We start from the raw sequence: 12,559 nt of genomic DNA, 5'->3' as shown, positions 1-12,559 counted from the left end.
CATTAGGGAGTTGAACAATCTCGTCCTACAATCGAACAATATGACGGGATTTGGGATGAATTGGCCCGGAATGACGATGAACGGCGTCCGGCCGGATAATGCCGGACGGTGCTTTGACTCTGTTGATCAGCCGCGCAGGTCCAGCACCGGCCATCCCAGACGACGAGCATGAGCCCCCAGAACCTCGTCGGGATTGACCGCGACCGGCTTGTCCACCACCTCCAGCAACGGCAGGTCATTGCGGGAATCCGAGTAGAACCAGGCTTCGGTGAAGATCTTACCCTGACCCGCCAGCCATTGCTGATAGCGGGTAATCTTGCCTTCTTTATAACAGGGAACGCCCTGCACCTTGCCGGTATAACGTCCGTCAACCTGTTGCGGTTCGGTGGCCAGCAACTGCTCAATGCCGAAGGCCCGGCCAATGGGTTCGGTGATGAAACGGTTGGTGGCGGTGATGATCAGCAACTCATCCCCCTGTTGACGGTGCGATTCGACCAGGTCACGCGCCTTGGGCAGCATGATGCCTTCGATGCAGGTGCGCATGAAGTCATCGTGCAGCGTCTTGAGCCATGCCATGTCATGCTGCGCCAAGAAAGCAAACACGAACTCGCTGTAGGCAATGATGTCCAGTGTTCCGGCGCAATAATCAGCGTAGAAACGGTCGTTTTCGGCCTTGTAGCGGACGCTGTCCACCAGGCCGCGCATCACCAGGAATTCGCCCCAGGCATGGTCGGAATCACCGGCCAGCAGGGTATTGTCGAGATCAAAAATCGCCAGTCGCATAATTTTCCGCTGAATGTCCGGGTAATTGCCAAATGATAACAGATAAGGCTTGCCGCCTTGCGGCCCTATGGGTTATGAATAGCGCAAGTCTTTATATTTTTTAGGGTATTCACCGTGATTGACGCTGAAGGGTTCCGACCCAATGTCGGTATCATCATCGCCAACGATGAAGGACAAGTTCTGTGGGCTCGACGCAACGGCCATGAGGCCTGGCAGTTTCCGCAAGGCGGCATCAATGCCGGCGAGTCTCCGGAACAGGCGATGTACCGGGAGTTATGGGAAGAGGTGGGGCTGGAAAAGCAGGATGTCCGCATACTGGCGCAAACACGCGGCTGGCTGCGCTATCGTCTGCCCCGGCGCTATGTCCGCCACGACTCCGCACCGGTTTGCATCGGACAAAAACAAAAATGGTTCCTGCTGAAGCTGGCCGCCAAGCCTGAGCGCATCCGCCTGGACAGTTGCCGGCCCGCCGAGTTTGATGACTGGCGCTGGGTCAGCTACTGGTTTCCGCTGAACCAGGTGGTGTCCTTCAAACGCGAAGTCTATCGCAAGGCCTTGCTGGAACTGGCTCCGCGCACTCCATTCCTTAACGAAGCCGGTTAAGCCGGAAACACCGCCAAGACCGGGGACGTCTGACATGCTCGACATATTACGCAAGATTGTTCAGGAGGTGGATTCAGCGCCAACGCTGCTGACCGCCCTCGACGTCATTGTGGTGAATGTCCAGGAAGCCCTGAGTACGGAAGTGTGCTCCATTTACCTGCTGGACGAGCGCAGCAATCGCTATGTGCTGATGGCCACCCGGGGCCTGAATCCGGATGCAGTAGGTGTGGTGTCGCTGGGCCTGTCCGAAGGCCTGGTGGGCCTGGTTGGCCAGCGCGAAGAACTGATCAACCTGGAAGAAGCCTCCGCTCACCCCAAGTACCGTTATCTGCCCGAAACCGGTGAGGAGCGCTATGGCTCCTTTCTGGGCGTGCCGATCATGCATCGCCGCAAAGTTCTGGGTGTGCTGGTGGTGCAGCAACAGGAAAAGCGCCGCTTCGGAGAAGCGGAGGAAGCCTTCCTGGTCACCCTCTCCGCCCAGATTTCCGGGGTCGTGGCCCATGCCCGCGCCTTGGGGCAACTTGATAACCTGCATGCACCGAAAAACATCAACAGTCCGCGCATCTTTCACGGCGTGGCTGGCGCCAGCGGCATCGCCATGGGCCGCGCCGTCGTCATTTACCCCCCCGCCGATATCGACTCGGTACCCGACCGCGGGGTGGAAGACATTGACAGCGAACTGGCGCAACTGAACCAGGCGCTGAATGCGGTGCGGGCGGAAATGCAGATGTTGGGCAACAAGATGACGGCGTCATTGATGCCTGAAGAGCGCGCCCTGTTTGATGTCTACCTGAGCATGCTGGATGACAATGCGCTGGGGGGTGAAATCGCTGACAAGATCCGCTCCGGCAACTGGGCGCAAGGCGCACTGCGCGCGGTCATTGACGAGCACATGCAGAGCTTTGCTGCCATGGACGACCCCTATCTGCGGGAACGCATGGCCGATGTCCGCGACCTGGGTCGCCGTATTCTGGCGCACCTGCAGAAACAGGCCAGCACCACGCGCGACTATTCAGAAAACAGCATCCTGATCGGCGATGAGATTTCCACGGCCACGCTGGTGGAGACTCCTCTGGAAAGCATTGCCGCCATTGTCACCACCACCGGCGCCGCCAACTCGCACATGGCCATTGTCGCCAGGGCGCTGGGCATCCCCACCGTGGTTGGTGTCGCGGAGTTGCCGGTCTCCAGCCTCGACGATGCCGAAATGATCGTTGATGCCTATCAGTCCCGGGTTTATGTGCATCCCTCGCGTGAGCTTCGCAAGCGCTACAAGGAAATCATCCGCGAGGAACGGCAACTGGTGGCGGGTCTGGACGCCTATCGTGACTTGCCGGCCGAAACGCCGGACGGGCACAAGGTGGTGCTGTATGTGAACACCGGTTTGATGGCGGATGTCGCCCGTGCCCGTGATCGCGGCGCCGAAGGGGTCGGCCTCTACCGCAGTGAAATCCCGTTCATGCTGCGCGACCGCTTCCCCAGTGAAGAAGAACAACGCACCATCTACCGCCAGCAGTTGACGGCCTTTGAGCCGCGTCCGGTCACCATGCGCACGCTGGATATCGGCGGCGACAAGGACCTGCCCTACTTCCCCATCAACGAAGTCAATCCGGCGCTGGGCTGGCGCGGCATCCGCATCACCCTCGACCACCCGGAAATCTTCCTGGTGCAGATGCGGGCCATGCTGAAGGCCTCCATCGGACTCAACAACCTGCAGATCATGTTGCCCATGGTGTCCTCGGTATTCGAGATCGAGGAGGCCCAGCACCTGATCCACCGCGCCCTGACCGAAGTGCAGGAAGAAGAAAAAGCGGAAATCCCGATGCCTAAACTGGGCATCATGATTGAAGTACCTGCCGTGCTGCTGCAAATTCGCGAACTGGCCGGCATGGTCGATTTCGTATCGGTAGGTTCCAATGACCTGACGCAATACCTGCTGGCGGTGGACCGCAACAACTCCCGCGTGGCCGACCTGTACACCTCCTATCACCCGGCGGTGCTGCGCGCCTTGCAGTACATCGTCAACGAGTGCCACGCCATTGACAAGCCTGTAGGCATTTGCGGCGAAATGGCTGGCGACCCCGGCACCGCCATCCTGCTGATGGCCATGGGTTTTGACTCGCTGAGCATGAGCGCCAGCAACCTGCTGAAGATCCGCAAGGTGGTGCGCACCGTGCCGCTGGCGACCGGCAAGCGCCTGCTGGCGCAGGCCTTGGGTGTGGACAATGCCGCTGTGATCCGCAGCATGATGGAACTGGAACTGAACAACATGGGGCTCTGGGATATTGTGCGGCCTACCCAGAGGCCGGTTGGCGGCAAATTGCCCAGTTAAAGCGGTCATTGTCGGCTGACCGACAGTGTTCCGTGGGCCGGACCGCTATGCTTCCCCGCATCATCCGATGGTCCGCGAGACAACAACAATGAATGATTCCCTCCGCAACACCGTTTCTCCCGAAGAATGGCAGGCCCGTGTCGATCTGGCCGCCGCCTACCGGCTGGTGGCCCTGTATGGCTGGGACGACCTGATCTTCACCCATATCTCGGTCAAGATTCCCGGCACGGAACACTTCCTGATCAACCCCTACGGCATGATGTTTGAGGAAATCACTGCGTCGTCGCTGGTTAAGATCAATCTGGCCGGGGAAAAGCTGACCGACTCCCCCTGGCCGATCAACCCGGCCGGTTTCACCATCCACAGTTGCGTGCATGAGGCGCGGCCGGATGTGCAATGCGTGATGCATACGCACTCGATCAACGGCGTGGCAGTGTCAGCGCAAAAGAATGGCGTATTGCCGCTGTCGCAACAGTCGTTTTTTGTGCTGTCGTCATTGGCTTATCATGACTATGAAGGGGTGGCGCTGCTGGAAGGCGAGAAGCCGCGACTGGTGCGCGATCTGGTGGACAAACGCTTCCTGATGTTGCGCAATCACGGCCTGCTGACCACGGGCAACTCCGTGGCCGAGGCCTTCCTGAGCATGTATGTGTTTGAAGCGACGTGCATGATCCAGGTGCGGGCGCAAGCAGGCGGCGGCGAACTGACGTTCATTCCGCAACCCATTCTGGACCTGGCGCCGGGACAGATTACGCAGGTCACTCTCGGCATGGGCGGCGCCTTGGCCTGGCCGGCGCTGTTGCGCAAACTGGACCGGGTCAATCCCGGTTACAAGGACTGACTACGTTCAGGGAATGCTGATGTAAAGCACGCCGTCGCGGCTTTCACGCAGCGTTCCCACCACTTTCAGCAACCGGGGCTTGCCATTGACGGCGGGTGCCGCTTCCGGCTTGGGCCCGTGTACGTAGAGGCAGCTGCCGCCGTCCACCAACTGCCAGTCTGAGCGGCTCACCGGCGGCGCAGTCTTGCAGCCCCCCTGCCAACCGCCGTCAAAGCCACGCACTTCCACCGGCATCTCCAGATAACGATCCTTGGTGTTCACCGCGCCAGGCACGGTCAGAACCGGATGATCCTTCGTCAATGGCGACACACCGGTCGGCATATCGGATTTCACGGTATCACAGGCGGCCAGTGAACCGGCCATCAGCAACGACAACCATCCCATACTTTTCATGATGCTGTCCCTGTCTTCACGGTTTTCAACCGTCGTTTCAGTTTCGCCCGGCGCTCATTGAAATGGACCACAACCCGCTTGCCATCCGGCAGTTGGAATTCGCGGTTAAAGGACAAATTTGCACCCAAATGACGGGTCAGACCTCGGGGATACCACCAGTCTGAATAACTCCCCGCCGCCACACCGGCGTCGTTCAGTGGGTTACTTTCAATGGGAGCTATCGGCAGCCCGTCAATCAGCATCTTTTGGCTGAACTGTTTGGTTTCAACCGTGCTGGCATCTGAATAGTACAAGTCCACCTGCGTGGGGCCAGAACCCGAGTAATAGCTGACAAAGATGTCATAGTCGCCCTTCTGGACTAGCTCATCAGCCACATAACTTTCCATGGGCTCACCGCTTTCACTGGAGTCCGGCGAAAAGAAACCATTCGGGGTGCGGACGCCCATGTACGGGGCATACAAGTCTTCCGGCTCATTGACGTAGAGATCGATATCCACTGACGGATCATCCCAACGCAAGGTGAAGGCGAAATTACCCTCTACTTTTTCCAGCAGGCCGCCGACATCCCCATTGACCATCAGATTGACCAGATCCCGCCACTTATTCCTGCCATTCAGGCTGCTCGATAACTGGCTGTACTGCTGAAGTTCGTCCTGAGTGATCTGTGTATTTTGCGGCAGGAAAATGGCCAACCCTCGCGAACGATAGACCGGTGAACCGGGGCTTGACGCATGAATGCGGCTGTCCACCACCGCCTGCATGTGGGCCAGCTTCACGGCTCCGGTCAGGTTCTGCAAATCGGCGTCAGCCTTCACGGATGCCTGGGCCTCCAACTGGATCAGGAAATCCCACAAATCATGACTGTGGTTATTTGCATAGGAAACACTGGCTGAACGGGCCGCCTGCAGGGCAATGCGGTGTTGCACCAAGTGGCTCCCTGCATAGGCCGCAAGTGACTCAACTGTGTCCTGCAGTGCGGGCATGGCGGCAAGACGAACCACGGATTTGGTGACCGCATCATCCCTGAAATCCGGATCGCTGGCATAAGAACTGCGGTAAGTGCGGGCGATGGCTACTGACAAGTCCAAGGGGGCCATGGACGGCTTGGCTTTCAGCTCGCCAATCAGTGTCTTGTAATCGTCCCCCGCGCTGGGCTCCACTTCTTCGGAAGCCACCAGATAATCCGCAAGACCGATGAAGGCGTGCGCCACTTCGTACATGCCCATCAGGCAGGCATCAAAATTCAGTACCTGGAGACTGATGCCGGAGTCCTTGACCGCCTTGGCGATATCAGGCACCGACATGAAGCTGCCCGAGGTGTCGTCCGCCAGCGCGCCACGCGTGATGACACCGCCGACATCCCGCTTGACCTTCCAGCCGTCACCATGCGACCACAGCACCAGAGCATAGTTCTTGGCGGGATAGTTCTGTTTGGACCAGTTGATGAAATCGGTGAGGGTTTGGGCTTTGCCCATGTCCACGTTTGAACCCAGACTTTGCAACGGGCTGCTGATCCAGGCCGGGTCGAAATCCTTGATGATGCGGCCGCGCACCGATGCAAATCCACTGGCCGCCCCGGGAAACCCGATGCCGATATTGATGCCATCCCTAACCGCAGGGGAATTGGATTTGGTCAGACCGGGAACCGTGGGAGTGTAAGTCGGACTGAACTCCGCCTGCACCACGACATTCACTTTGTCCGAGGAACCGGACTGTTCCATCTCGTTAATATCGGCAATGGCGGCCGCTGAAAGGTTGTTATCGCCCGCCAGATAGACCATGTAGGTCCATTCGGCAGTTGCAGCGGGAGCCGTTGCCGAGGATGAGCCGCCGCCACCGCCACCGCAGGACACCAGCAGGCTGGAGAGACACAAAAAGGAGGTACGGAAGAGGAATGTGCGCATGGAAGTCCCTTCGCCATGGTTAATAAAAAGGGGCGCTTTGCGGGCGCCCCTCAGAGTCAATTACTGGAACGGATGCCGCAAGACAATGGTCTCATCGCGGTCCGGACCGGTGGAGATGATGTCAATGGGGCAACCCACCACTTCTTCCAGCCGCTTCAGGTAAGCGCGGGCATTGGCGGGCAGTTCTTCCAATTGTTTGATGCCGACGGTGGAACCTTCCCAGCCCGGCAGTTCTTCATAGACCGGCTCCACATGGGCGAAGGATTCGGCATCGGAACTCAGGCACTCTATGGTGCCAGGCTTCAGGAACTTGTAGTCCACGCAGATCTTGATGCTGTCCAGGCCGTCCAGCACGTCCAGCTTGGTCAGGCACAGGCCGGAAATAGAGTTCAGCTCGACGGCGCGACGCAGCACCACGGCATCAAACCAGCCGCAACGACGCTGGCGGCCGGTGGTGGCGCCAAACTCATGACCGTTAACGCCCAGATGCTTGCCGACAGCATCGCCTTCGTCCTTGGCTGCGTCATACAGCAGCTCGGTGGGAAACGGGCCGCCGCCGACACGGGTGGTGTAGGCCTTGGTGATGCCCAGCACGTAATCCAGGTACAGCGGGCCGAAACCGGAGCCGGTGCTGGTGCCGCCCGCCGTGGTGTTGGACGAGGTCACGAACGGATAGGTGCCGTGGTCGATGTCCAGCAGCGAACCCTGCGCGCCTTCGAACATGATGTCTTTGCCGGCGCGGCGGAAGTCATGAAGGATGCCGGGCACATCGGCGACCAGATCCTTGATCTGCTCACCCCAGGCCAGGGCATCGGCCAACGTCTTTTCATAGCTGACCGGCGCAACCTTGTAGTAATGCTCCAGCTGGAAGTTATGGTACTCCATGACCGTGGCCAGCTTTTCGGCAAAACCGGTGCCGCGAATCAGATCGCCCAGACGCAAGCCGCGACGAGCCGCCTTGTCTTCGTAGGCCGGGCCGATGCCGCGACCAGTGGTGCCGATGGCCGCCTTGCCGCGGGCCAGCTCACGGGCCTGGTCCAGCGCGCAGTGATAGGGCAGGATAAGCGGGCAGTTGGGAGAAATACGCAGACGCTCGCGGACAGGCACGCCCTTGGCGGTCAGTGTCGCCATTTCCTTGATCAGGGCGTCGGGAGCCAGCACCACGCCGTTGCCGATCAGGCACAGTACGCCTTCACGCAGGATGCCGGACGGAATCAGGTGCAGCACCGTCTTTTCGCCGCCCACGACCAGTGTATGACCGGCGTTGTGACCGCCCTGATAGCGCACCACGGCTGCCGCATTGTCCGTGAGAAGGTCGACAATCTTGCCCTTGCCTTCATCGCCCCATTGCGTGCCGAGCACGACTACATTCTTACCCATGGTTTTTGACCCTTGTTACAGTTGGCCGGGCTTGCGCCCTGATTCGGTTTGCCCGCCCGGCCGGAACGGCGCAGGGCGGTTTTTCGCATCACACGGAAACGGTTCCGCAGTAGCCGGAACACATTTCTCAAACTATTACAGCGTCACCACCCGCCATTGACCGCCCTGCTCTGCCAACGTGGCGGTGCAGCCCAGATCAGCGGCCGTGGCTCCGTCACCCGGCAAGGCCTGGATGACGATATTGCCCGCCGCACGCAGGTCACGAACCGCCTCGCACAGACGCAGGTCGTGACCAGCCGGAGCCAGCACGCGTTGCGGCATTTCCGGGGCGGCGGCATAGGCCAGCAGGGTTTTCAGGTCGGCGCTGAATCCCGTGGCGGGACGCGCCCGGCCAAAGGCTTCGCCAATGTGATCATAACGGCCGCCCTTGGCGATTTCGGTGGCGGAGTCACTGACGTAGGCGGCGAAGACCAGCCCGGTATGGTAGTGATAACCGCGCAGCTCGCTCAGGTCCAGCGACAGGCGCACTTCAGGATGCGAGGCCTGCAGGGCCGCCGCCACACCGCGCAATTCATCCAGCGCCTGCGTGACTTTTACAGGCGCATCAGCCAGTAACTGCACGGCTTCATTCAGCACCGCCACGTCACCGGACAAGGCGCCTAAAGCGGCGAACCATTCACGGTGCGGCAATTGCGGCAGCAAATCCTGCAATTCCGGCAGGCTCTTGCGCTGATAGATGTCGAACAAACGGGACTCGGTGGCGACGCTCAAACCGGCGGCCAGCGCCAGTTCGCGGAAAATGGCGACATGGCCCAGATCGAGGTGCAGGTCGGCCACCCCGGACGCGGACAGCATGTCCAGCATCAGGCGCAGGATTTCGATATCGGCATCGACACCGGTATGACCGTAAAGCTCCGCCCCGATCTGGATGGGACTGCGCGAGGCCTCCAGCGATTGGGGACGGGTATTGAGCACGGTGCCGGCATAGCAATAGCGGGCGGCATGCGGACGCGGCAGGCAGTGCGCATCCAGCCGGGCCACCTGCGGCGTGATGTCGGCGCGAACGCCCATCAGGCGGCCGCTGAGCTGGTCGGTGATCTTGAAGGTCATCAGGTCGAGGTCATGGCCGGAACCGGTCAGCAGCGACTCCAGGTATTCCATGAGCGGCGGGAACACCAGCTCATAGCCCCAGACGGCAAACAGGTCCAGCAAACGGCGACGCAGCGACTCGAGGCGTGCTGCCTCGGCGGGCAGGATATCCTGCACCCCATCGGGCAACAACCAGGTCTCGGCAGGCCTTGGCATCCGACTTTCACCTTTGAAAAGCAATAGGCCGCGACCCCGGACAGGGTCGAAGCAGGAAAATTTCCGGTTGACCGGACACAAAAAAACCGAGTTCTTACTCGGCTGGCCAATCATAGCAGAAAGGGAGAAGCATCGCCATAAAGCGATGCCTTCAACCGGAAAAACCCGCCTCAAAAATGTGCTGTCTGTCGCAAATACCGGAATGGACGCTTAATGCCACAGCCCGATGGCCGCCGGCAGCCACAAGGCCGTCAGCACCCCGTTCAGGCTCATGCCCAGCGCCGCAAACGCGCCGCAGGTGGGGCTGATTTGCAGCGCCCTGGCCGTGCCCACCCCGTGCGCGGCCATGCCCAGCGCAAATCCGCGAGCCATGTCCGACCGGATGAAACCCAGCAACGGCTCCACCAGCATGGCCCCGATAATGCCGGAAATAATGATGATGGCGGAGGCCAGCGCCAGCGGCGCATGAATCTTCTCGGCAATGCCCAAGGCCATGGGGGTTGTCACCGCCCGTGTCGCGAAGGCCAGAATGCTGCTGTCGGACAGGTGGAACAGCCAGGCCAGTCCCATCGCCGTGCCCACCCCCAATACCGATCCGAACACCAGCGAAATTCCCAACGGCCCTGCCGCCGCTTTCAAACGCGGCAGCGACTGGTACAAAGGCACCGCCAACGCCACGGTGGCCGGGCCCAGCAGGAAGTGGATGAACTGGTTACCCTGGAAATAGGTGTCGTAAGGCACCCGGAAACCCACCAGCACGCCAACCAGCAGCGTGAGCGCTATCAGCATCGGCGGGAACCACAGCGGCTCCCGGAGCTGACGATGAATCCAGAAACCGGCCTGATAACAGGTCAGCGTCAAGGCGAGCCACAACAGGGGCGAATGCATCAGGCTAGACATGCTTGCGCCCCTTCAACAGGAAATCCAGCAAAGCGGCCACGGCCACCAAGGGAATGATGGTGGAAAGCACCATCACCAGCCCGATGCGCAGTCCTTCCGCCGCCAGCAACGCGCCGAGGGTCATAACCCCGGCGGAGACCGGCAGGAAGTACAGGGTCAGGTGCGGCAGGAACTTCGGGGCGAAGGTGGCCAGACTTTCCGGCACTCGGCCGTGGATCACCAGGAAGACGAACAGCAGCAGCATGCCCGCGAGATTGCCGGACAAAGGCACCGGCAGCAGGCGGACCGTCAGTTCGCCCAACAGTTGAAAAAGGAGCAACAGGAAGATGGCAGGCATGCGAAAGCCGGAACATTAAAGAGATGAAAACGCAATTCTACCTGCCGGGCACGTTCTGACAATGACCCAATCGTCTTGATCGCTCACATGCCTGACCAACCATTGGTCGGCTGGCCGCCAATATCCCCTTTTTGGCCCGACCCGTTCTGTGCAGCAGCGGGTCACCTTCCTATGCTGGGCGTACCCCATAACAACCAAGACAAACGGGTATTCCATGAATAAATCCATCACCACCGGCGGCAGCCTGCTTTTTTGCCTGTTGATGACGGGCAACCCCGCCCTGGCAGATGGCTATACCGACGGCCTGCATGTCCTGACGCACAATGTCTATATGCTCTCCACCAACCTGTATCCCAACTGGGGCCAAAACCAGCGCGCGACGCTGATTGCCCAAGCCGACTACCTGAAGAATCAGGACGTCGTCATCCTCAACGAAGCCTTCGACAACACCGCCTCGACTACCTTGTTAAGCAGGCTTGCCGGACAATACCCCTATCAAACCCCGGTGCTGGGCCGCTCCACAACGGGCTGGAACGCCACTCTGGGCGCGTACTCGTCGATGACGCCGGAAGACGGCGGTGTGACTATCGTCAGCAAGTGGCCGATTGAGGAAAAAGTTCAGTTCGTCTACAGCGCCGGTTGCGGCGCAGACGCCCTTTCCAACAAGGGTTTTGTTTATGTGCGCATCAACCGCAACGGCCAGCGCTACCATATTGTCGGCACTCACGTACAAGCACAGGACAGCAGTTGCAGCGCCGGTCAGCCGGAGTCGGTTCGTCAGCAACAATTCACCAATATCCGTGACTTTCTGGCCGGAAAAGGGATTCCGGCAAATGAAGTGGTGTTGATTGGCGGCGACATGAACGTGGTGCGCACCAGCCCGGAATACACCGCCATGCTGACCGCCCTGGACGTTAATGCGCCCAGTGCGTATGTCGGCGTCGATTACACCTGGGACCCGCGCAGTAACGGCATCGCCAACTACAACTACCCCACTTCGGCCCGCGAATATCTGGACTACATCCTGGTGGCGCGGAATTATGCCCAGCCATCATTCTGGCAAAATCAGGCGCGTGACGTGGTTTCACCACGTTGGGAAGTCAGCGGCGGCGTGGAGCGTTACCAGTTCAAGGATTACTCCGATCATTATCCGGTGGCCGCCTTCGCCAAGGCCGACGCATCCACCCCGACGCGCAGCTTCAAGCCGGTCAATGCACGTTACGGCGATGTGGCCATTGAAAGCAGCGTTAACAAACTGGCCTTGCGCACCGGCAGCACCCCGACCTCCTGGATCACTACCACCGGCAACAGCGCCAATCTGGATAGCCGCTGGCAGGTACGTAACTTCTCTTATCCGCAAACCGGTTGTTTGCAAACCGGCGACATGATTGAAGTCGAGTCCCGCAAGAATCCCGGTTATTTGTGGAACTGGTGGCTGGGAGGCGGTGCCGGCAATTATGCCTATTACCCGAAGCAGGGAGACAGCTCGAACCGGCTGCGGATTGAAAACCTGTCGCGGGCGGCGTCGGAATGCCTGCAGGACGGGGATCAGGTGGCGTTTCGGGATACGTCGACGGTGAGCGGGTCGGATTATTATCTGAAACGCTGGGATTCGGGCTCTTGGGCCAATCATCTTTATCTGTGGTCATCCAGCATTGGCGCGGCGGAGAAATTCCGGGTGAAGGGGGTGGCCGTGCCGGTTTATCAAAACTTCAGCAACTTGCAGTACTAAACCTGACGGCGTCATTCCTGCTTAATGGAGTGACGCCTGCCCGATGGAA

The 12,559-nt window shown here is 59.7% G+C and carries 11 protein-coding genes; 4 read left to right on the top strand and 7 right to left on the bottom strand.

The features are described 5' to 3' along the window. Positions 1 to 126: 126 nt before the first annotated feature. A complete protein-coding gene (locus Q7T36_RS15490; protein WP_304850646.1) occupies positions 127 to 783 on the bottom strand; it encodes an HAD family phosphatase in 657 nt (218 codons plus the stop codon). A gap of 114 nt (positions 784 to 897) precedes the next feature. On the opposite strand from Q7T36_RS15490, the gene rppH reads away from it, so the two are divergent. The 3 genes from rppH (at position 898) to Q7T36_RS15475 (ending at position 4,559) form a co-directional block, all read left to right on the top strand. After that, a complete protein-coding gene (gene rppH, locus Q7T36_RS15485; protein ID WP_304850643.1) occupies positions 898 to 1,386 on the top strand; it encodes an RNA pyrophosphohydrolase in 489 nt (162 codons plus the stop codon). A gap of 34 nt (positions 1,387 to 1,420) precedes the next feature. Further along, complete coding sequence (gene ptsP / locus Q7T36_RS15480) at positions 1,421 to 3,718, top strand: phosphoenolpyruvate--protein phosphotransferase (RefSeq protein ID WP_304850640.1); 2,298 nt, start codon at positions 1,421 to 1,423, stop codon at positions 3,716 to 3,718. A gap of 88 nt (positions 3,719 to 3,806) precedes the next feature. Next, a complete protein-coding gene (locus tag Q7T36_RS15475; protein ID WP_304850637.1) occupies positions 3,807 to 4,559 on the top strand; it encodes a class II aldolase/adducin family protein in 753 nt (250 codons plus the stop codon). 6 nt (positions 4,560 to 4,565) lie between these two features. Here the strand turns inward: Q7T36_RS15475 and Q7T36_RS15470 are convergent, their stop codons facing one another. The 6 genes from Q7T36_RS15470 to Q7T36_RS15445 form a co-directional block, all read right to left on the bottom strand. After that, positions 4,566 to 4,952, bottom strand: coding sequence for a hypothetical protein (locus Q7T36_RS15470; protein WP_304850633.1), 387 nt, complete (start codon positions 4,950 to 4,952; stop codon positions 4,566 to 4,568). Then, the gene (locus tag Q7T36_RS15465; protein WP_304850630.1) at positions 4,949 to 6,856 is read right to left on the bottom strand and encodes a clostripain-related cysteine peptidase; all 1,908 of its coding nucleotides are present in this window, start codon (positions 6,854 to 6,856) and stop codon (positions 4,949 to 4,951) included. Before Q7T36_RS15465 ends, Q7T36_RS15470 begins: the two co-directional genes overlap by 4 nt. A gap of 60 nt (positions 6,857 to 6,916) precedes the next feature. After that, complete coding sequence (locus Q7T36_RS15460; RefSeq protein ID WP_304850628.1) at positions 6,917 to 8,236, bottom strand: adenylosuccinate synthase; 1,320 nt, start codon at positions 8,234 to 8,236, stop codon at positions 6,917 to 6,919. A 135-nt stretch (positions 8,237 to 8,371) separates the two neighbouring features. After that, positions 8,372 to 9,541 carry an ATP phosphoribosyltransferase regulatory subunit gene (locus Q7T36_RS15455; protein ID WP_304850625.1) on the bottom strand — a complete coding sequence of 390 codons (1,170 nt, stop codon included), beginning with the start codon at positions 9,539 to 9,541 and terminating at the stop codon, positions 8,372 to 8,374. Positions 9,542 to 9,751: 210 nt separating this feature from the next. Then, on the bottom strand, positions 9,752 to 10,441 hold the full coding sequence (locus Q7T36_RS15450; RefSeq protein ID WP_304850622.1) for an LrgB family protein: 690 nt from the start codon (positions 10,439 to 10,441) through the stop codon (positions 9,752 to 9,754). Beyond that, positions 10,434 to 10,778, bottom strand: coding sequence for a CidA/LrgA family protein (locus Q7T36_RS15445; protein WP_304850619.1), 345 nt, complete (start codon positions 10,776 to 10,778; stop codon positions 10,434 to 10,436). The genes Q7T36_RS15450 and Q7T36_RS15445 overlap by 8 nt, the downstream gene beginning before the upstream one ends. Positions 10,779 to 10,992: 214 nt before the next feature. On the opposite strand from Q7T36_RS15445, the gene sph reads away from it, so the two are divergent. Next, positions 10,993 to 12,510, top strand: a complete 1,518-nt coding sequence (sph, locus tag Q7T36_RS15440) for a sphingomyelin phosphodiesterase (protein ID WP_304850616.1) — start codon at positions 10,993 to 10,995, stop codon at positions 12,508 to 12,510. The last annotated feature ends 49 nt before the right edge of the window (positions 12,511 to 12,559 follow it).

The organism is Fluviicoccus sp. (genome assembly GCF_030646115.1).
Classification (GTDB): domain Bacteria; phylum Pseudomonadota; class Gammaproteobacteria; order Pseudomonadales; family Moraxellaceae; genus Fluviicoccus.
This window is presented reverse-complemented; position numbering and strand designations above follow the sequence as displayed.

Coding starts and splice junctions, on each gene's coding strand:
- Q7T36_RS15490 (WP_304850646.1), bottom strand. CDS start 783: ATGCGACTGGCGATTTTTGATCTCGACAATACCCTGCTGGCCGGTGAT.
- ptsP (WP_304850640.1), top strand. CDS start 1,421: ATGCTCGACATATTACGCAAGATTGTTCAGGAGGTGGATTCAGCGCCA.
- Q7T36_RS15475 (WP_304850637.1), top strand. CDS start 3,807: ATGAATGATTCCCTCCGCAACACCGTTTCTCCCGAAGAATGGCAGGCC.
- Q7T36_RS15470 (WP_304850633.1), bottom strand. CDS start 4,952: ATGAAAAGTATGGGATGGTTGTCGTTGCTGATGGCCGGTTCACTGGCC.
- Q7T36_RS15465 (WP_304850630.1), bottom strand. CDS start 6,856: ATGCGCACATTCCTCTTCCGTACCTCCTTTTTGTGTCTCTCCAGCCTG.
- Q7T36_RS15460 (WP_304850628.1), bottom strand. CDS start 8,236: ATGGGTAAGAATGTAGTCGTGCTCGGCACGCAATGGGGCGATGAAGGC.
- Q7T36_RS15455 (WP_304850625.1), bottom strand. CDS start 9,541: ATGCCAAGGCCTGCCGAGACCTGGTTGTTGCCCGATGGGGTGCAGGAT.
- Q7T36_RS15450 (WP_304850622.1), bottom strand. CDS start 10,441: ATGTCTAGCCTGATGCATTCGCCCCTGTTGTGGCTCGCCTTGACGCTG.
- Q7T36_RS15445 (WP_304850619.1), bottom strand. CDS start 10,778: ATGCCTGCCATCTTCCTGTTGCTCCTTTTTCAACTGTTGGGCGAACTG.
- sph (WP_304850616.1), top strand. CDS start 10,993: ATGAATAAATCCATCACCACCGGCGGCAGCCTGCTTTTTTGCCTGTTG.